This is a genomic window from Pasteurella sp. P03HT, assembly GCF_054052285.1.
In genome coordinates this window covers 1-17,863 of record NZ_JBSIUM010000009.1, presented here as the reverse complement: position 1 = coordinate 17,863, position 17,863 = coordinate 1, and the positions used below count along the sequence as shown (strand labels likewise).

The 17,863-nt window shown below is 38.9% G+C and carries 24 protein-coding genes; 18 read left to right on the top strand and 6 right to left on the bottom strand.

What is annotated here, in order from left to right:
- From nqrE to mnmA, 5 genes are all read left to right on the top strand, one after another.
- Positions 1–597, top strand: a complete 597-nt coding sequence (gene nqrE, locus ACWIT3_RS08180) for an NADH:ubiquinone reductase (Na(+)-transporting) subunit E (protein WP_457162244.1) — start codon at positions 1–3, stop codon at positions 595–597.
- A 15-nt stretch (positions 598–612) separates the two neighbouring features.
- Entirely contained in the window at positions 613–1,836 is a 1,224-nt protein-coding gene (gene nqrF / locus ACWIT3_RS08175) for an NADH:ubiquinone reductase (Na(+)-transporting) subunit F (protein WP_457162243.1), read from the top strand.
- A gap of 158 nt (positions 1,837–1,994) precedes the next feature.
- Entirely contained in the window at positions 1,995–3,035 is a 1,041-nt protein-coding gene (locus ACWIT3_RS08170; protein ID WP_457162301.1) for an FAD:protein FMN transferase, read from the top strand.
- Between the two features lie 10 nt (positions 3,036–3,045).
- Positions 3,046–3,300, top strand: coding sequence for a (Na+)-NQR maturation NqrM (gene nqrM / locus ACWIT3_RS08165; protein WP_457162242.1), 255 nt, complete (start codon positions 3,046–3,048; stop codon positions 3,298–3,300).
- Positions 3,301–3,424: 124 nt separating this feature from the next.
- Positions 3,425–4,576, top strand: coding sequence for a tRNA 2-thiouridine(34) synthase MnmA (mnmA, locus tag ACWIT3_RS08160; RefSeq protein WP_457162241.1), 1,152 nt, complete (start codon positions 3,425–3,427; stop codon positions 4,574–4,576).
- A 54-nt stretch (positions 4,577–4,630) separates the two neighbouring features.
- Here mnmA and ACWIT3_RS08155 read toward each other — a convergent pair whose 3' ends face one another.
- On the bottom strand, positions 4,631–5,035 hold the full coding sequence (locus tag ACWIT3_RS08155; RefSeq protein WP_457162240.1) for a MerR family transcriptional regulator: 405 nt from the start codon (positions 5,033–5,035) through the stop codon (positions 4,631–4,633).
- A gap of 69 nt (positions 5,036–5,104) precedes the next feature.
- Between ACWIT3_RS08155 and ACWIT3_RS08150 the strand changes: the two genes are divergently transcribed.
- Complete coding sequence (locus tag ACWIT3_RS08150; protein ID WP_457162239.1) at positions 5,105–5,719, top strand: cation diffusion facilitator family transporter; 615 nt, start codon at positions 5,105–5,107, stop codon at positions 5,717–5,719.
- A gap of 68 nt (positions 5,720–5,787) precedes the next feature.
- Here the strand turns inward: ACWIT3_RS08150 and rfaD are convergent, their stop codons facing one another.
- Complete coding sequence (rfaD, locus tag ACWIT3_RS08145) at positions 5,788–6,720, bottom strand: ADP-glyceromanno-heptose 6-epimerase (protein ID WP_457162238.1); 933 nt, start codon at positions 6,718–6,720, stop codon at positions 5,788–5,790.
- Positions 6,721–7,024: 304 nt separating this feature from the next.
- On the opposite strand from rfaD, the gene deoC reads away from it, so the two are divergent.
- Positions 7,025–7,696 carry a deoxyribose-phosphate aldolase gene (gene deoC / locus ACWIT3_RS08140; protein ID WP_457162237.1) on the top strand — a complete coding sequence of 224 codons (672 nt, stop codon included), beginning with the start codon at positions 7,025–7,027 and terminating at the stop codon, positions 7,694–7,696.
- Positions 7,697–7,714: 18 nt separating this feature from the next.
- Positions 7,715–8,470 carry a DNA-binding transcriptional repressor DeoR gene (deoR, locus tag ACWIT3_RS08135; protein ID WP_457162236.1) on the top strand — a complete coding sequence of 252 codons (756 nt, stop codon included), beginning with the start codon at positions 7,715–7,717 and terminating at the stop codon, positions 8,468–8,470.
- 2 nt (positions 8,471–8,472) lie between these two features.
- On the opposite strand, the gene ACWIT3_RS08130 is transcribed toward deoR, so the two are convergent.
- Genes ACWIT3_RS08130 through oxyR form a run of 3 tightly spaced genes read right to left on the bottom strand, consistent with a single transcriptional unit; the run spans position 8,473 to position 10,520 of the window.
- Positions 8,473–8,982: a protein disulfide oxidoreductase gene (locus ACWIT3_RS08130; RefSeq protein ID WP_457162235.1), complete on the bottom strand. Its 510-nt coding sequence runs from the start codon at positions 8,980–8,982 to the stop codon at positions 8,473–8,475.
- 22 nt (positions 8,983–9,004) lie between these two features.
- A complete protein-coding gene (gene fabR, locus ACWIT3_RS08125) occupies positions 9,005–9,607 on the bottom strand; it encodes an HTH-type transcriptional repressor FabR (RefSeq protein WP_457162234.1) in 603 nt (200 codons plus the stop codon).
- Positions 9,608–9,620: 13 nt separating this feature from the next.
- Entirely contained in the window at positions 9,621–10,520 is a 900-nt protein-coding gene (gene oxyR / locus ACWIT3_RS08120; protein ID WP_457162233.1) for a DNA-binding transcriptional regulator OxyR, read from the bottom strand.
- A gap of 153 nt (positions 10,521–10,673) precedes the next feature.
- Between oxyR and ACWIT3_RS08115 the strand changes: the two genes are divergently transcribed.
- A complete protein-coding gene (locus tag ACWIT3_RS08115) occupies positions 10,674–11,399 on the top strand; it encodes a glutathione peroxidase (RefSeq protein WP_457162232.1) in 726 nt (241 codons plus the stop codon).
- Between the two features lie 55 nt (positions 11,400–11,454).
- Here the strand turns inward: ACWIT3_RS08115 and ACWIT3_RS08110 are convergent, their stop codons facing one another.
- Positions 11,455–11,676, bottom strand: coding sequence for a SlyX family protein (locus ACWIT3_RS08110; protein ID WP_046339167.1), 222 nt, complete (start codon positions 11,674–11,676; stop codon positions 11,455–11,457).
- A 93-nt stretch (positions 11,677–11,769) separates the two neighbouring features.
- On the opposite strand from ACWIT3_RS08110, the gene ACWIT3_RS08105 reads away from it, so the two are divergent.
- The 9 genes from ACWIT3_RS08105 to ACWIT3_RS08065 all read left to right on the top strand — a co-directional run.
- Complete coding sequence (locus tag ACWIT3_RS08105; protein ID WP_457162231.1) at positions 11,770–12,492, top strand: FKBP-type peptidyl-prolyl cis-trans isomerase; 723 nt, start codon at positions 11,770–11,772, stop codon at positions 12,490–12,492.
- Positions 12,493–12,560: 68 nt separating this feature from the next.
- Complete coding sequence (locus ACWIT3_RS08100; RefSeq protein ID WP_457162230.1) at positions 12,561–13,232, top strand: helix-turn-helix transcriptional regulator; 672 nt, start codon at positions 12,561–12,563, stop codon at positions 13,230–13,232.
- A complete protein-coding gene (gene tusD, locus ACWIT3_RS08095; RefSeq protein ID WP_046339164.1) occupies positions 13,232–13,612 on the top strand; it encodes a sulfurtransferase complex subunit TusD in 381 nt (126 codons plus the stop codon). The genes ACWIT3_RS08100 and tusD overlap by 1 nt, the downstream gene beginning before the upstream one ends.
- Positions 13,612–13,971 carry a sulfurtransferase complex subunit TusC gene (tusC, locus tag ACWIT3_RS08090; protein WP_457162300.1) on the top strand — a complete coding sequence of 120 codons (360 nt, stop codon included), beginning with the start codon at positions 13,612–13,614 and terminating at the stop codon, positions 13,969–13,971. The genes tusD and tusC overlap by 1 nt, the downstream gene beginning before the upstream one ends.
- Before the next feature lie 8 nt (positions 13,972–13,979).
- Positions 13,980–14,267 (top strand): DsrH/TusB family sulfur relay protein, encoded by a 288-nt coding sequence (locus ACWIT3_RS08085; RefSeq protein WP_457162229.1) that lies wholly within the window; start codon positions 13,980–13,982, stop codon positions 14,265–14,267.
- Positions 14,268–14,454: 187 nt separating this feature from the next.
- Positions 14,455–14,829 carry a 30S ribosomal protein S12 gene (gene rpsL / locus ACWIT3_RS08080; RefSeq protein WP_005717858.1) on the top strand — a complete coding sequence of 125 codons (375 nt, stop codon included), beginning with the start codon at positions 14,455–14,457 and terminating at the stop codon, positions 14,827–14,829.
- A 136-nt stretch (positions 14,830–14,965) separates the two neighbouring features.
- Positions 14,966–15,436 (top strand): 30S ribosomal protein S7, encoded by a 471-nt coding sequence (gene rpsG / locus ACWIT3_RS08075; protein WP_046339161.1) that lies wholly within the window; start codon positions 14,966–14,968, stop codon positions 15,434–15,436.
- A 104-nt stretch (positions 15,437–15,540) separates the two neighbouring features.
- Complete coding sequence (gene fusA / locus ACWIT3_RS08070; RefSeq protein ID WP_457162228.1) at positions 15,541–17,643, top strand: elongation factor G; 2,103 nt, start codon at positions 15,541–15,543, stop codon at positions 17,641–17,643.
- Positions 17,644–17,702: 59 nt separating this feature from the next.
- The coding region (locus ACWIT3_RS08065) for a GTP-binding protein (RefSeq protein ID WP_457162299.1) at positions 17,703–17,863 on the top strand (161 nt) is incomplete at its 3' end.

Here is a 17,863-nt window from a genome sequence, read left to right as displayed (position 1 = left end):
ATGGAACATTATATTAGCCTTTTCGTTAAATCTGTATTTATCGAAAATATGGCACTTTCATTCTTCTTAGGGATGTGTACATTCCTTGCGGTATCGAAAAAAGTGTCAACTGCATTTGGTCTAGGTATTGCGGTAATCGTCGTATTAGGGATTTCTGTACCCGTAAACCAATTAGTTTATGCACATATTTTAAAAGACAGCGCATTAGTGGAAGGTATTGATTTAAGTTTCTTAAACTTCATTACTTTCATCGGTGTCATTGCCGCATTAGTTCAAATTCTTGAAATGGTGCTTGATAAGTATTTCCCTGCACTTTATAACGCACTCGGGATCTTCTTACCACTCATTACCGTAAACTGTGCGATTTTCGGTGGTGTATCATTTATGGTGCAACGTGACTATAACTTCGCAGAATCTGTTGTATACGGTGTTGGTGCTGGTACAGGTTGGATGTTAGCGATTGTGGCACTTGCAGGAATTACTGAAAAAATGAAATATGCTGATGTTCCAGCAGGTTTACGTGGTTTAGGGATTACCTTCATCACGGTTGGCTTGATGGCACTTGGTTTTATGTCATTCTCAGGTATTCAGTTGTAAGAAAGGGGATACAGAATGGAAATTACTCTTGGTATTGCAATGTTCACCGTTATCGTTTTGGCTTTAACAGTTATTATCTTATTTGCTAAGTCAAAACTCGTAAACTCAGGTGACATTACAATTGAAATTAACGACGATCCTAGCAAAGCAATTCACTTGCCAGCGGGTGGAAAATTATTAGGTGCGTTAGCAAGTAAAGGTATCTTCGTCTCTTCAGCTTGTGGCGGCGGTGGCTCTTGTGGTCAATGCTTAGTGAAAGTAACTGAAGGTGGTGGTGATATTCTTCCAACTGAACTTTCACACATTTCAAAACGCGAAGCAAAAGAAGGTTATCGCCTTTCTTGCCAAGTGAATGTGAAAAACAGCATGAAAGTAGAATTACCAGAAGAAGTATTTGGTGTGAAAAAATGGGAATGTACAGTTATCTCTAACGATAACAAAGCAACCTTCATCAAAGAACTTAAATTGGCAATTCCTGAAGGCGAAGAAGTCCCATTCCGCGCAGGTGGTTATATCCAAATCGAAGCTGATCCACATGTGGTTAACTATAAAGATTTCGATATTCCTGAAGAATACCACGAAGACTGGAATAAATATAACTTATGGCGTTATGTGTCTAAAGTGGATGAGCATATTATTCGTGCTTACTCAATGGCTTCTTATCCAGAAGAGAAAGGCATCATTATGCTTAACGTGCGTATTGCAACGCCTCCACCAAATAACCCTGATGCACCTCCAGGTCAAATGTCATCTTACATTTGGTCATTAAAAGCAGGGGATAAAGTGACAATTTCGGGTCCATTCGGTGAATTCTTCGCGAAAGATACTGATGCAGAAATGGTCTTCATCGGTGGTGGTGCAGGTATGGCGCCAATGCGTTCACATATCTTTGACCAATTAAAACGTTTGAAATCAAAACGTAAGATGTCATTCTGGTATGGTGCGCGTTCTAAACGTGAAATGTTCTATGTGGAAGATTTTGATACGTTACAAGCTGAAAACGATAACTTCGTATGGCACGTAGCGCTTTCTGATCCACAACCAGGTGATAACTGGGATGGCTACACAGGCTTCATTCACAATGTGCTTTATGAAAACTACTTGAAAAATCATGAAGCACCTGAAGATTGTGAATACTATATGTGTGGACCACCAATCATGAATGCGTCAGTCATTAAGATGTTAAAAGATCTTGGTGTTGAAGACGAAAACATCTTGTTAGATGATTTCGGTGGTTAATACATATACATCTTAACAGGCTTAAAGTGCGGTCGGATTTTACGAAATATTGTAAATTCTGACCGCTCTTCTATTGAGGAAAATTTGAAATTTTGGCGTTTAATGTATAACAGAATCCAAACTTGCAAACTTTTTAAAATAAAGGAATTCACGTGAAAATAAAACCTATTATAACTTGTACAATTGTTGCATTCAGTACGTTGCTCTTACTCGCTTGCAATAAAGCACCTGAAATGGTGACCTTAACTGGCAAAACGATGGGGACAACCTATAGTGTAAAATATATTGATCATGGAGAGCTGAAGGTCAGTGCGACCAATATGCATAAAGGAATTGAATCGGTGTTGAGAGACGTTAATAATAAAATGTCAACTTACATTGCGACTTCTGAGTTGAGCTTGTTCAATCAGAGCACACAGACGGATTCACCGATCGAAATTTCTGCTGATTTAGCCACAGTATTAGCTGAGTCGATTCGTTTAAATCGTGTCACAGAAGGCGCGTTAGATGTTACTATCGGTCCAATTGTGAATTTATGGGGATTTGGTCCTGAGAAACGTAATTCGCAAGAGTCTATTGAAGAACAAGTTGAAAAACGTAAAGCTTGGGTAGGAATTGAAAAATTAAAGCTAACGCAGCAAGACGGTAAGTTCTTTCTACAAAAAATGGTGCCACAATTGTATATCGATCTTTCTTCTATTGCGAAAGGATTTGGTGTAGATCAAGTAGCGAGCTATATTGCCTCACAGGGTGTTGCTGATTATTTGGTTGAAATCGGTGGTGAGGTACGAGCTAACGGAAACAATATCGAAGGCAAAGATTGGCAAATTGCGATTGAAAAACCGAGTTTCGATGGCTCACGCGCGGTCTCGCAAATTATTGGCTTGCGTAATTTTGCCATGGCGACATCTGGTAACTATCGTAACTATTTTGAAGAAAATGGGCGTCGTTTTTCCCATGAAATTGATCCGAAGACTGGTTATCCAATTGAACACCGTTTAGCATCGATTACCGTATTGGCGGACTCAACAATGACAGCAGATGGGTTATCGACAGGGTTATATGTATTAGGAGAAGAGAAAGCATTGGAAGTGGCAGAAAAGTATCATTTATTTGTCTATTTGATTATGAAAACAGACAAAGGATTTGAGGCAAAAATGTCTTCTGCATTTAAACAGTTATTAGAGAGTCAACACTAAGGATAAGAGTATGGAACTGTTTTTCATTACATTTGGAATTTTTTTACTCGTGATTGCTGGGATGGCTATCGGTTATATTTTTAAGAAAAAGACAATTGCAGGGAGTTGTGGTGGGATTTCTGCATTAGGATTAAAGAAAGTATGTGACTGTGAAGAGCCTTGTGATAATCTGAAAGCCAAATTAGAGGCGGGCGATGCAGACGCACAGAAAGAATATAATGAAAAATTTGCGAAAAACGAACCGCATTTTTATGAAGTAAAATAGTTTCAATGATCAACGATTGATAATTGACATTTAGAATTAGGGGCGTTGTATGAGATCAGAAGATGCAACGCCCCGATTGTCTTCTTATTTTGATAATGAAATCAATTAATACAAAGAAATAACTATGAAATCAAAAACTTACGATACCTATTTCCCTCCGTTAAGTACAGAACAGCTGAGTGAAAATAGCAAGAAGAAAGTCATCTGTGGCATGTCTGGTGGTGTAGATTCTTCTGTTTCTGCTTTTATTCTTCAACAACAAGGCTACCAAGTGGAAGGCTTGTTTATGAAAAACTGGGAAGAAGATGACGACACCGATTATTGTACTGCGGCGGCAGACTTAGCCGATGCACAAGCAGTCTGCGATAAATTGGGCATCAAATTACATAAAATCAATTTTGCCGCAGAATATTGGGATAATGTATTTGAACATTTCTTACAAGAATACAAAGCTGGGCGCACACCAAACCCAGATATTTTGTGTAACAAAGAGATCAAATTCAAAGCCTTTTTAGAGTACGCAGCAGAAGATTTAGGGGCTGATTATATTGCGACGGGTCATTATGTACGTCGTGGCGAAAAAGATGGTGAATGCCAATTATTGCGGGGCTTAGATAACAACAAAGATCAAAGTTATTTCTTATATACCTTAAGCAAAGATCAAGTGGCACAAAGTTTATTTCCCGTTGGTGAAATTGAAAAGCCCATTGTGCGTGCGATCGCCGAAGATCTTGGTTTAATTACTGCGAAGAAGAAAGACTCAACTGGCATTTGTTTTATCGGCGAACGCAAATTTAAAGATTTTCTTGCACGCTATTTGCCAGCTCAACCAGGGGAAATCAAAACGGTTGATGGGGTTGTTGTAGGACGTCACGATGGTTTAATGTATCACACCCTTGGACAACGCAAAGGCTTGGGCATCGGTGGCATAAAAGGAATGAGTGAAGACCCATTTTACGTCGTAGAAAAAGATTTAGTGAACAATGTATTAGTGGTTGCTCAGGGGCATGATAACTCTGCATTGCTTTCTTCTGGTCTGATTGCAAGTCAGTTACATTGGGTCGATCGCCAAGTGATTCGTCAGCCTTTGCGCTGCACTGTCAAAACCCGTTATCGTCAGGAAGATATCCCTTGTGAAATTCAGCCTATCGACGATGAAACAATTCGCGTGGTGTTTGATGAACCTCAAATTGCCGTCACACCAGGTCAATCTGCTGTTTTCTACCAAGGGGAAGTTTGTCTTGGTGGGGGAGTGATCGAAACTCAAATTAAATAGCCTTAATAGAGTCGAAACGTGCGGTAGAATAATTATATGATTTTACCGCACTTTTTAGAGGTTATTGGGACGCAATCCTATCATCACATTACATTGTTCAACATTATGCTTGCCGCAATGCGCCATCTTTTTTAACAGTTTTTCTATTTTTTTTAGCTGACGAATTTTGCTTTGCACTTGTTGTAAATGATGTTGGATCATTTCATCTGCATCTTGGCAATCAGCTTGAGGAGTCGTTTGTATTTGATAAAGCTGTTTTATTTCTTCTAGACTTAAGCCCAGAGTACGACAGCTTTTAATAAATGTTAAACATTGCAGCGCACTTTCATCATATAAACGATAACCACTTGCCGTTCGTTGTGGTTGGGAAAGTAGACCAATTTTTTCATAATAACGAATGGTTTCACGGTGAATGCCCACTTTCTGACTTAATTCATTTATTTTGAAAAACGTTGTCATATGGCTTGACCTTGTAGTTGCTACAGACTTTACCATTGTAATGAAAGTAGCGGATAAAAGGAAAGCATTATGTCACACCAACATTCTCCTCATGGGCATGCCCATAAATCTCGGCATGTGCATACTGACAATCGCCAAGTCTTGCTTATCAGCGTGTTACTGATTACCAGTTTTATGGTGATTGAATTTTTAAGCGGTTACTATTTTAACAGTTTAGCACTAATGGCAGACGCAGGGCATATGGCAAATGACAGTTTTGCTTTGCTGATTGCGTTGATTGCACTGTATTTGAGTGAAAAAAACCAACAACGTATTGCGGTGTTGAATGGGTTGTCGTTGATCGTCGTGGCGTTATACATTATTTGGGAGGCGATTGAACGTTGGCAACATCCACAAACCATTCAATCCTTACCTATGCTGCTTGTGGCAGTAATGGGATTGGTGGTTAATGCCTTAGTTGCATGGTTCATGTTGAAAGGCGATCAGCATAATTTGAATCTTCGTGCCGCGTATTTACATGTGTTAGCAGATTTATTGGGGTCGATTGTCGCCATTGTGGCGGGATTGAGTTTGCTTTTGTTTGGTTGGATATGGGTTGATGCCGTGGCGAGTTTGATTTTAAGCCTCTTTATTTTAAAAAGTGGTTATGCAATCACCAAAGAAGCCGTGTTGAGTTTGTTATAATAAAAAGTGCGGTTAAAAAATTAAATATGTTAACCGCACGTTGTTTATTAGGGGAAATTGACCAGAAATTATTTACGATTTAACCACGCCAGATATTCTGCTACCCCTTCTGCAACAGTTTTGAAAGGCTTGTCATAACCTGTTGCGCGTAATTTTTCTAAATTCGCTTGAGTGTATTCTTGATAACGGCTTTTCAGATGGTCTGGGAAAGGAATAGTTTCAATATCTGCTTCCGTTTTACCATGGAATTTCACGACGGCTTTTGCCACTTCTTTGAATGATTCCGCATTACCCGTACCTAAGTTATAAATGCCTGAAATGTGGTTTTGCCAGCACCAAATATTCACAGCAGCGACATCGCCTACATACACAAAATCACGACGAAAACCTTCGCTACCCGCAAATAATTTTGGATTTTCGCCTTTTAAAATTTGGTTATTTAAGTGGAATGCCACACTTGCCATGGAGCCTTTGTGGTTTTCGCGTGGACCATATACATTGAAATAACGGAAGCCACATACTGGCGAATTTGCTTCAGGTAAAATGGCACGTACATATTGGTCAAACAAGAATTTTGAATACCCGTATACATTTAATGGTGCCTCAAATTCGCGTTCTTCACGAAACGCTGTTTTGTCACCATAGGTAGCAGCAGATGACGCATAGAAGAACGGAATTTCACGGTCTAAACAATAATGTAGTAATTCTTTTGAATATTCATAGTTGTTTTGCATCATATATTTACCGTCCCACTCTGTTGTAGCAGAGCAAGCACCTTCATGGAAAACAACATCGATATCACCCAAGTCATCCCCTGCAATAATCGACGCAATAAAGTCTTCTTTATCACAATAATCTGCAATATCAAGATCCACTAAATTCGCAAATTTCGTTCCATCTTTTAAATTATCTACCACTAAAATATCAGTACGTCCTAAGTCATTTAAGGCTTTGACAATGTTACTCCCAATAAATCCAGCACCGCCAGTTACGATAATCATAATATGTCCTCTGTTGGTTAATATTCTGAATATTGTAATGGATTTTATATTGGTTGTGTTTAAGTATTTTACGTGTAACTCTGTTTTTCTCTTCAACAAGATGTGAATTGGATGATTTTGATTAAATTATCTTGATATCGCTTACTCGCCAACGTTTAAAAACGAACTAGAATGCTGCATTAAATGTGACTTTTCTCACATTAAAAAATTTTTTTGTTATCTTCATCACATTTTTGTTATAATTTTAGTGTATAATATATTCACATGGTTTATTTTATATACAAGTTGTTATTAAGGATTAGACATGAACGCAAAAGAAATTGCACAATTTATCGATCATACGGCGCTAACCGCAGAAAAAACAGAACAAGATATTCTCAAATTATGCGATGAAGCAATTGAGAATAGATTTTGGTCTGTATGCATTAACTCTGGCTACATTCCATTAGCAAAAGAAAAGTTAGCGGGAACAGACGTGAAAATCTGTACAGTAGTAGGCTTTCCACTTGGTGCGAATTTAAGTTCTGTTAAAGCATTTGAAACCCGCGAGGCAATTCAAGCGGGCGCTGACGAAATTGATATGGTAATCAATGTTGGCTTAATCAAGTCAAATAAATGGGATGCAGTAGAAGCGGATATCGCAGCTGTATTAACGGCTTGTGCAGGGACGCCATTGAAAGTGATTTTAGAAACATGCTTACTGAGCAAAGAAGAAATTGTGAAAGCATGTGAAATTTGTAAACAATTAAATGTGGCGTTTGTAAAAACGTCAACAGGTTTCAACAGTGGTGGTGCAACGGTGGAAGATGTTGCTCTGATGAAACAAACCGTGGGCGACATTGGAGTGAAAGCGTCTGGCGGGGTGCGCGATACGGAGACAGCTGTAGCAATGATTAAAGCGGGGGCAACTCGTATTGGCGCAAGTGCAGGGATTGCAATTATTAACGGTTTACAGGATGTAAGTAGTACCTATTAATAAATGATTGAGCTTGCTATGGAAAAGATGACTTCTCGTATTCAAAAATTGGAATTTTTATTGAAGCAAATGGACAAAATTCACTTGCGAGAAGCGGCAGAAATTTTAAATGTGTCAGAAATGACTATTCGCCGAGATCTGAGTTCCTGTGCAAGCTCAATTATTTTATTAGGTGGTTATATCGTTAAAGATCCTAAAAAACAAAGTCGAAAGCAGTATCAAATTTTTGAGCATCAAGGTAAAAATACGACGGAAAAAATGAAACTGGGTAAATTAGCAGCCAGTTTAGTTGAAGAAGGGGACGTTGTGTTTTTTGATTGTGGTTCGACAATCCCGTTCATTGCAGCAGAGATTGATCATCATTTAAAGTTTACCGCACTTTGCTGTTCTATTAATGTATTTCTTGTTTTGCAAGAAAAACCCAATTGTGACGTAATTTTATGTGGCGGTCGCTATTCTCGTCATAATGCATTCTTAACCCCTATGCAAGCAAAATCAGAATTAAGCATGATTTGTTCCAATCGCGCATTTATTTCAGCAGCAGGCCTCGATGTGAAACAAGGAGTAACATGTTTCAATTTTGAAGAGGCGAAAGTAAAGCAACAAGCCATGGCAAAAACGCAACAAGCAATTTTAGTCGTTGATCATGATAAGTATCACCAAGTTGAACAAGCGTACATTGCAGATTTATCAGACTTTGATCTCTTAATTTGCGATCGTCCGTTACCTACGGACTTCCCAGAGCAGATTACGTCTTTTATTACAACACCATAAATTTAAAAAAACGTTGCGAGAAACAACCGCACTTTCATCCCCCAATACGTTGTCAGCCCAGTCGTAGCAAAATCCATTTTCCCTTTATCAATCACAAGGATTGTCGGTGTCACAGACACATCCCATTGTTTTCCGATGGTGCCATCGGGATCATTTACTGTTGTAAATTCATAATGATGTTGAGCTAAATAGGCTTGCACGCTCATATTATCGCCAGAATGCAATGCGACGGATACTACGGGGTAACCTTCTTGTGCGAGAGTATGAATGATAGGCGAGGTATACTGACAATAACCACACCAACTTCCCCAAAAATAGAGAATCATGGGGCGTGTTTGACTCAATTGCGCAAGAAAAAAGGGTTGTTGTGCTAAGTCAACAAGTGCGGTAGTTATGGCATTGTCAGGCACATTGGGTTTTCTTATCTGATCAACAATGATACTCATCACAATGAAAGTGAGTAAGAGTGATAGGAGTGAAGTTAATGCGTTACGAATCTTATTGATCATCATACATATATCTAGCTTATGCTACTCAAGATGTAATTTGTTCCGCACCTTTTGCTAACATTCGTAGCTGTAAAATGACGCGTTGCTTTAATTGATCACGCTCTATTTTCCCCATGTCCAACGCATTCGCGCCCGCGGTAAAGACAATTGTGACCATCCCTTCCGCTTGGACATGAGCAATATGTTGTGAATAGTGATTACGATAAGCAATATATTCCGTTAATTCATCGACAAAGTGCTTTATTTCGCGTGCTGTAGCGGTACGAAATGCTTGTGATGTTCCTGAACTCTCACGCAATAACAGGCGAAACATATTCGGGTTATTATTAATAAACTCAAAAAAGGTTTCGACTGAGATGACAATCACACTTCCACCTTTTTCTAAACGTTTACGTGCTTGACGCATGAGTTGACGCAAAACGAGTCCCGCTTCATCAACCATGGTCAAACCAAGTTCATCCATGTCTTTAAAATGGCGATAAAAAGACGTCGGGGCGATGCCTGCCTCGCGAGCGACTTCTCGCAAACTTAAGTTAGAAAAACTTTGTTCCGCAGTCAATTGATTAAATGCAGCATCAATTAACGCCCGTCTGGTTTTCTCTTTTTGTAATGCTCTTACACCTGCCATATGCTCTTGATTCCTATTCAGCTAAAATCGTATTCACTGCAAGACTAATGGTTTGGGCTATTTTTTCATAGCGGTTACGTAGTGGTGAACCAGGGCGATAAACTAAGGTAATATCGCGTGCAGGTTCGGGAGAGTGACAAGGAATGTATTTTACGCCAGTTCGATTACCATCATTGATGACAGCCAGTTCTGGCATTAAGGTGATACCTGCATTGGCAGCGACCATATTGCGTAAGGTTTCTAAGCTAGTTGCTTGGAAATGAATATTCTCTTTAGCACCCGCACTAAAACAGTAGCCAATAGTTTGATCACGCAAACAATGACCATCATCTAACATGAGCATTTCGTAACCATTCAAGCTATTCATATCAATGGATTTTTCTGCTGCCCAGCTATGTGCATCACTTACTGCAAGTAACATTTTTTCTTTAAAAATAGGGACTTCAATAAAAGGTTCTGCTTCACGTACTGAAGCAATGATGGCACAATCTAAATGACCTGTTTCAAGCTGTTCTAATAGAGAGGTCGTTTGTGCTTCATAAAGGAACAATTCTAAATCAGGAAACGCCTCTTTTAAGACAGGCATAATATAAGGAAGTAAATAAGGTCCAACCGTTGGAATCACACCAATATGTATTGGACCCGTCATATCTTTTCCTTGGTTGCTTGCCATTTCTTTAAGCAGTTTTACTTCTCGTAATACAGCGCGTGCTTGATCCACTAATAGTAACCCAGATTGCGTGAAAAGTACTTTACGGCTTGTTCTTTCCAGTAAGATGATTCCTAATTCATCTTCTAGCTTACGAATTTGACCACTTAATGTAGGTTGGCTGACATGACAGGAATCTGCGGCACGACGAAAATGTTTATGTTCTGCAAGTGCGACAAAATATTCTAAATCACGGATATTCATTTTGACCTCATTATCGAAAGAAACAATTAAAAAAATCAAACCGATTGTTGTAAACTATATCATAAATTTGACTATAATTCATAAAGTAGTAAGATTGATTTCATATCTGTTAGTCAAGGTATACAAATTTAATTAACATATAGGAGAATTCTTATGTCAACAATGGAAGGGAAGAAAGTTCCCCAAGTTACATTTCATACTCGTCAAGGTGATCAATGGGTTGATGTCACCAGCGCAGAGTTATTTGATAATAAAACAGTCGTATTGTTCTCATTACCAGGCGCATTTACGCCAACCTGTTCTTCTACTCACTTACCACGTTATAACGAGTTAGCTTGTGAGTTTAAAGCATTAGGTGTAGATAGCATTATTTGTATGTCTGTGAATGATACATTCGTTATGAATGCTTGGAAAGCTGATCAAGAATGTGAAAATGTTGTTGTCATTCCAGATGGTAATGGTGAGTTTACGGAAGGCATGGGAATGCTTGTCGGTAAAGAAGACTTAGGTTTTGGTAAACGTTCTTGGCGTTATTCGATGTTAGTTCGTAATGGTGTGGTTGAGAAAATGTTTATTGAACCACAAGAGCCAGGCGATCCATTCAAAGTTTCTGATGCAGACACCATGATCAAATACTTGAAACCTGACTGGAAAGCAAAACCTTCGGTATCAATCATTACTAAACCAGGTTGCCCTTTCTGTGCAAAAGCGAAAACATTACTCAAAGCAAAAGGCTATACTTTTGAAGAAATTGTGTTAGGACGTGATGCAAGTACTATTTCTGTTCGAGCAATCACAGGTAAAACGAGCGTGCCACAAGTCTTTATTGGCGGTCAATATATTGGCGGTAGTGAAGATCTCGAAAAATATTTCGCTTAGTCTTAATGTAAAGAGACAATCTAAGTGCGGTGAATGACCGCACTTTTTTATTGGTCTAATAATGAGGTGGTGGGGTTTCTTCTGCTTGACTCGCAATATTAGAAGGTTGGACATCTTTCAATTTATTCACCACATAACGTAGCTGTAATTGCATTTTGTCCAGTGTAAATTGTTGTTCAATTAAAGCTTGATTGAGCGTATCCAATAAATTCTCTTGAAATGTAATTTTCATTTCTAATTCTGCAATTCGCTGTTCTAACTTTTGTTCAATTTGCATGATAAACTCCAAATAAATGTTGTGAATTTGTCCATTCCGTTTTAACCTATTTAAACTCAAATTTCATTTGTTCATTATAAAGGATTAGACATTATGTTTAAAATTCAAAAGTTTTCTGTTGCCGCACTCATGATGAGTGCCCTGTTTTCAGGTTCTGTTTTAGCGAATACAACAACTGCTCCTGAGCAACCTAGTTTTAATGATGAGGCTTCTTATGCCGTGGGTGTGTTATTAGGTTCAAATGTGAAAGAAGTCATTGAATCACAAAAAGGACTAATTGACTATAATCATGCGCGTTTATTAACAGGTGTTGAAGATGTATTGAATGGAAAAGTTGAATTAGCTTCAAACCAAGCCGTAATGCAAACGTTATTAACTGTACAAGAAAAAATTCAACAGGCGGAACAGAAAAAAATCGCTGAGATTGCTCAAAAAGCAAAAGAGGAAGGGGATAATTTCCGTGCCGAATTTGCGAAAAAAGCTGATGTAAAACAAACGAAATCAGGTCTGTTATATCGTATTGAAAATCAGGGTAAAGGTAAAAAAATTAAGCCAACAGATATCGTGACTGTAAATTATACGGGTAAGCTACCGAATGGTGACGTATTTGATAGCTCACGTGGTAATCCTGTCTCTTTTCAATTAAGTCAAGTTGTGCCTGGATGGACTGAAGGTTTACAACTGGTCAAAAAAGGTGGAAAAATTGAATTAGTGTTACCACCAGAATTAGCATACGGTGAACAAGGCTCAGGTAAAATTGCACCAAATTCAACACTTTATTTTGAAGTTGAAGTGGTTGATGTGAAAAAGAAATAATTGAAAAAAGACCGCACTTTGTGCTTTAAGCAAACTGTGCGGTCATGATAAAAAATTGAGAGTTGGGCATGTTAACGGACAAACAACCTTTTACAGATGATGATAAAGCCATTTTACATTCTTATACAGCAGTAGTGGATGGGGTTAGCGCACTTATTGGTCGTCATTGTGAAATTGTGTTGCATTCTTTAGAGGATTTAGAACATTCCACGATTTGTATTGCAAATGGGCATAATACTAATCGACAAATTGGATCACCAATCACGGATCTTGCGCTAAAGTCATTGCATAATATGCAAACTGAAAGTGTATCCAAACCTTACTTTACACGTGCCAAAAGTAAGGGGTTAATGAAATCAGTCACAATTGCAATACGCAATAAAAGTCAGCGTATTATAGGCTTATTGTGTATCAACATTAACTTAGATGTGCCTGTCTCAGAGTTTATGCAGGCGTTTATGCCTGCCTCAGAACAGACAGAAACTTCAGTGGTAAATTTTGCTAGTTCAGTAGAAGAATTAGTGGCACAAACTGTAGAAAAAACTATCGAAGAAGTCACGGCAGATCGCATGGTATCGAATAATAACAAGAATCGCCAAATTGTGATTTCTTTATATGAAAAAGGCATTTTTGATATTAAAGATGCGATTAACTTAGTGGCTGAACGTTTAGCGATCTCTCGTCATACCGTTTACTTATACATCCGTCAAGTTAAACAAGATTCAGATGAGCCTAAATAATGCGTTATGTACTTTGTATAACACAGTCAGTTTATGGCACACAAGGTGGCTACTTAGCCTATCAAATTGCACAAACGCTCGTGCAACAAGGACATCAAATCACGCAAGTCTTTTTCTTCCAAGAGGGCGTGACAACTGCTAATGCCTTTGTTTATCCAGCAAATGATGAGTTTGCTTTACAAAAAGCATGGCAAGCGTTAGCACAGCAATATCACATCCCTTTACATTTATGTATTGCAGCTGCACAAAGACGAGGGGTCGTGAGTGAACAGACCTCATCAAATCACAACCAAGCCAACTTAGCATCTTCTTTTATTCTTGCGGGTTTGGGTGAATTTACTAAAGCGATTTTAGAAGCAGAACGGGTATTGACTTTATGATTAAGCTTGCTTTTGTTTTCCGTTCAGCGCCTCATGGTACATCAAGTTGTCGAGAAGGCTTAGAAGCATTATTAGCGGCAACAGCATTTTGTCATGAAGAAGACATCGCTGTTTTTTTTCTTGATGATGGCGTGTTTAACTTACTCAGCGAGCAGCAGCCAGAATGTATTTTACAAAAAGATTTTATTCGCACTTTTAAGTTACTCGAATTATATGACATCGAACAGCGTTATATTTGTCGTGAATCCTTAGCGCGTGTAGGATTGGAAACGCAGCCACTTATTCTGTACTGTGAAACACTTGACCGTACAGAACTAGTAGAAAAATTACAACAAGCAGAAAAAGTACTGACCTTTTAAGAGGATATATGCTTTATACCTTTTCGCAAGCAAGTTATGACACGTTACAACTCACTCAATATTTTCAACATCTAACAGAAAAGGATGTGATTGTCTTATGGCAAGATGGCGTGCTACTACCGTTAAAATACCCCATGCTATTTAAGCAATTGAATACACGCGTTTTTATTTTAGAGCCAGATCTACAAGCGCGTCATCTCAATACATTAATAGAGCCACACGCATCGATCACTGTCATCTCACTGCTTGAGTTTGTGCAATTAACAGAAAGATATTTTCCTCAACTGGCGCTATAAGCTCATTTACCCCCGATCTCTTATCGTAAATTCAAAGCACACTCAACGTGCAATCTCCAAAGAGTTGCTGCTTATTTCTTGACATCATCTTTATTGAAGATTAAAATTCAGCGTCTATTCTTCTATAGAATAGATTTTGAATATAAACATTCTTTTATGAATAATTGTTAATACTGGAGCTTTTTTAATGGCAACTATCAACCAGCTAGTACGCAAACCGCGTGTGAAAAAGGTTGTAAAAAGTAACGTTCCTGCATTAGAGGCTTGCCCGCAGAAACGTGGTGTGTGCACACGTGTATACACAACTACACCTAAAAAACCGAACTCAGCATTACGTAAAGTATGCCGTATTCGTTTAACTAACGGTTACGAAGTAACTTCTTATATCGGCGGTGAAGGTCACAACCTTCAAGAGCACAGTGTTGTGCTTATCCGTGGCGGTCGTGTTAAAGACTTACCAGGTGTGCGTTATCACACTGTACGCGGTGCATTAGACTGTGCTGGCGTTAAAGATCGTAAACAAGGTCGTTCTAAATACGGCGTTAAACGTCCTAAATCTTAATGGTTCTCCGTTAAGTAAGGCCAAACGTCTAAATTAGTAAAACTATTTAAACCATAAACTCCAGTCAAAAGGCGATATTTATCGCAAAATGTAGAGTTTTGGAAAATCCTGAAGATTAATTACGGAGAAATTCGCAATGCCACGTCGTCGTAGTATTGAACCACGCAAGATTCTTCCAGATCCAAAGTTCGGATCAGAATTACTTGCAAAATTCATCAATGTGTTAATGGTAGATGGTAAAAAATCTATCGCAGAAAAAATTGTTTACAGTGCATTAGATACTTTATCACAACGCACTGGTAAAGAAGCGTTAGAAGCTTTTGAAGCAGCGCTTGACAATGTACGCCCTACTGTTGAGGTTAAATCTCGCCGTGTAGGTGGTTCAACTTATCAAGTTCCTGTTGAAGTGCGTCCAGTTCGTCGCAACGCATTAGGTATGCGTTGGATTGTTGAAGCTGCACGTAAACGCGGTGACAAATCAATGGCTTTACGTTTAGCTAACGAGTTATCTGATGCATCAGAAAACAAAGGTGCAGCAGTGAAAAAACGTGAAGACGTTCACCGTATGGCTGAAGCTAACAAAGCGTTTGCTCATTACCGCTGGTAATTGGTTAAAGCAACTACGTTTTTTAGGCTTCATCTCATTTAATTATGTGGTGAAGCCTTATACATATTTAAAATTTCATATTTAATTCCAGCAAGGAAATAAGAATGGCACGTACAACCCCTATTGAAAGATACCGTAATATTGGTATCAGTGCTCACATCGACGCAGGTAAGACAACAACCTCCGAGCGTATCCTTTTTTATACAGGTGTGAGTCACAAACTTGGTGAGGTGCACGATGGTGCAGCCACTATGGACTGGATGGAACAAGAGCAAGAGCGTGGTATCACTATCACATCTGCAGCGACAACAGCATTCTGGTCTGGTATGTCTAAACAATACCCACAACACCGTATCAATGTAATCGATACTCCAGGACACGTTGACTTTACTATCGAAGTAGAACGTTCTATGCGTGTTCTTGACGGTGCAGTGATGGTTTACTGTGCAGTAGGTGGGGTTCAACCACAATCTGAAACAGTATGGCGTCAAGCAAATAAATACCAAGTTCCACGTGTTGCTTTCGTAAACAAAATGGACCGTACAGGTGCTAACTTCTTACGTGTAGTTGAGCAAATCAAAACACGTTTAGGTGGTAACTCAGTTCCTCTACAATTACCAATTGGTTCAGAAGATAATTTCAAAGGTGTTGTTGACCTTATCAAAATGAAAGCAATTAACTGGAATGAAGCAGATCAAGGTATGACATTTACCTATGAAGATATTCCAGCTGATATGTTAGATGCATGTGAAGAATGGCGTCAAAATTTAGTTGAGTCAGCGGCTGAAGCTTCAGAAGACTTAATGGAAAAATACCTTGGCGGTGAAGAGTTAACTGAAGAGGAAATCAAAACGGGTTTACGTCAGCGCGTATTAGCAGGCGAAATTATTCCTGTTTGTTGTGGTTCTGCCTTTAAAAATAAAGGTGTTCAAGCAATGCTTGATGCAGTCATCGATTATTTACCAGCACCAACAGATATTCCAGCAATCAAAGGGATTAACCCTGACGAGACTGAAGGTGAACGTCACGCGAATGATGATGAACCATTTGCAGCACTTGCATTCAAAATTGCAACAGACCCATTTGTTGGTAACTTAACGTTCTTCCGCGTTTATTCTGGTGTGATTAATTCAGGTGATACAGTATTAAACTCTGTTAAAGATAAACGTGAGCGTTTTGGTCGTATCGTACAAATGCACGCAAATAAACGTGAAGAAATCAAAGAAGTTCGTGCAGGCGATATCGCAGCAGCAATTGGTTTGAAAGATGTGGGTACTGGTGATACATTATGTGCACAAGATGCACCAATCATTCTTGAGCGTATGGAGTTCCCAGAGCCAGTAATTTCTGTTGCTGTTGAACCAAAAACGAAAGCCGACCAAGAAAAAATGGGTATTGCATTAGGTCGTCTTGCTCAAGAAGACCCTTCATTCCGTGTTCATACAGATGAAGAGTCAGGTGAAACAATTATCTCTGGTATGGGTGAGTTACACTTAGATATTATCGTTGATCGTATGCGTCGTGAATTTAAAGTTGAAGCGAACATCGGTAAACCACAAGTATCTTACCGTGAAACAATCCGTACTCGCGTGAATGATGTTGAAGGTAAACACGCAAAACAATCTGGTGGTCGTGGTCAATATGGTCATGTTGTTATCGACTTATACCCATTAGAGCCGGAAGGTCCAGGTTATGAGTTCGTGAATGAAATCAAAGGTGGTGTAATTCCTGGTGAATATATCCCAGCGGTTGATAAAGGTATTCAAGAACAACTTAAATCTGGTCCATTAGCGGGTTACCCAGTAGTAGATTTAGGTGTACGTTTACACTTCGGTTCATACCATGATGTTGACTCATCTGAACTTGCGTTTAAACTTGCTGCATCTTTAGCATTTAAAGCAGCATTTAACAAAGCAAACCCAGTTCTACTTGAGCCGATCATGAAAGTAGAAGTAGAAACACCACCAGACTACGTGGGTGATGTAATTGGTGATTTAAGCCGTCGTCGTGCGATGGTTAACGGCCAAGAAGCAAATGAATTTGTTGTGAAGATCAATGCAGAAGTACCACTTTCAGAGATGTTTGGTTATGCAACTGACCTTCGTTCACAAACTCAAGGTCGTGCTTCATACTCAATGGAACCATTGAAGTATGCAGAAGCGCCGAAAAACGTTGCTGATGCAATCATTGAAGCTCGCAAAAAATAATTTTGTTTAACAAACCACAAGCTATAATGGCTTGTGGTATCTACTGAGGAAACTTAATCGTGTCTAAAGAAAAATTTGAACGTACAAAACCGCACGTAAACGTGGGTACAATCGGCCACGTTGACCATGGTAAAACAACTTTAACAGCAGCAATCACTACAGTATTATCAAAACACTTTGGTGGTGCAGCACGTGCATTCGACCAAATCGATAACGCGCC

What these genes read in the sequence shown, in the direction of transcription:
- rpsL (WP_005717858.1), top strand. Translation starts at nt 14,455, where the DNA reads ATGGCAACTATCAACCAGCTAGTACGCAAACCGCGTGTGAAAAAGGTT.
- ACWIT3_RS08085 (WP_457162229.1), top strand. Translation starts at nt 13,980, where the DNA reads ATGCTTTATACCTTTTCGCAAGCAAGTTATGACACGTTACAACTCACT.
- rpsG (WP_046339161.1), top strand. Translation starts at nt 14,966, where the DNA reads ATGCCACGTCGTCGTAGTATTGAACCACGCAAGATTCTTCCAGATCCA.
- ACWIT3_RS08155 (WP_457162240.1), bottom strand. Translation starts at nt 5,035, where the DNA reads ATGACAACGTTTTTCAAAATAAATGAATTAAGTCAGAAAGTGGGCATT.
- deoC (WP_457162237.1), top strand. Translation starts at nt 7,025, where the DNA reads ATGAACGCAAAAGAAATTGCACAATTTATCGATCATACGGCGCTAACC.
- tusD (WP_046339164.1), top strand. Translation starts at nt 13,232, where the DNA reads ATGCGTTATGTACTTTGTATAACACAGTCAGTTTATGGCACACAAGGT.
- mnmA (WP_457162241.1), top strand. Translation starts at nt 3,425, where the DNA reads ATGAAATCAAAAACTTACGATACCTATTTCCCTCCGTTAAGTACAGAA.
- ACWIT3_RS08110 (WP_046339167.1), bottom strand. Translation starts at nt 11,676, where the DNA reads ATGCAAATTGAACAAAAGTTAGAACAGCGAATTGCAGAATTAGAAATG.
- fusA (WP_457162228.1), top strand. Translation starts at nt 15,541, where the DNA reads ATGGCACGTACAACCCCTATTGAAAGATACCGTAATATTGGTATCAGT.
- ACWIT3_RS08105 (WP_457162231.1), top strand. Translation starts at nt 11,770, where the DNA reads ATGTTTAAAATTCAAAAGTTTTCTGTTGCCGCACTCATGATGAGTGCC.
- ACWIT3_RS08150 (WP_457162239.1), top strand. Translation starts at nt 5,105, where the DNA reads ATGTCACACCAACATTCTCCTCATGGGCATGCCCATAAATCTCGGCAT.
- ACWIT3_RS08130 (WP_457162235.1), bottom strand. Translation starts at nt 8,982, where the DNA reads ATGATGATCAATAAGATTCGTAACGCATTAACTTCACTCCTATCACTC.
- nqrM (WP_457162242.1), top strand. Translation starts at nt 3,046, where the DNA reads ATGGAACTGTTTTTCATTACATTTGGAATTTTTTTACTCGTGATTGCT.
- ACWIT3_RS08100 (WP_457162230.1), top strand. Translation starts at nt 12,561, where the DNA reads ATGTTAACGGACAAACAACCTTTTACAGATGATGATAAAGCCATTTTA.
- fabR (WP_457162234.1), bottom strand. Translation starts at nt 9,607, where the DNA reads ATGGCAGGTGTAAGAGCATTACAAAAAGAGAAAACCAGACGGGCGTTA.
- nqrE (WP_457162244.1), top strand. Translation starts at nt 1, where the DNA reads ATGGAACATTATATTAGCCTTTTCGTTAAATCTGTATTTATCGAAAAT.
- rfaD (WP_457162238.1), bottom strand. Translation starts at nt 6,720, where the DNA reads ATGATTATCGTAACTGGCGGTGCTGGATTTATTGGGAGTAACATTGTC.
- ACWIT3_RS08115 (WP_457162232.1), top strand. Translation starts at nt 10,674, where the DNA reads ATGTCAACAATGGAAGGGAAGAAAGTTCCCCAAGTTACATTTCATACT.
- deoR (WP_457162236.1), top strand. Translation starts at nt 7,715, where the DNA reads ATGGAAAAGATGACTTCTCGTATTCAAAAATTGGAATTTTTATTGAAG.
- nqrF (WP_457162243.1), top strand. Translation starts at nt 613, where the DNA reads ATGGAAATTACTCTTGGTATTGCAATGTTCACCGTTATCGTTTTGGCT.
- oxyR (WP_457162233.1), bottom strand. Translation starts at nt 10,520, where the DNA reads ATGAATATCCGTGATTTAGAATATTTTGTCGCACTTGCAGAACATAAA.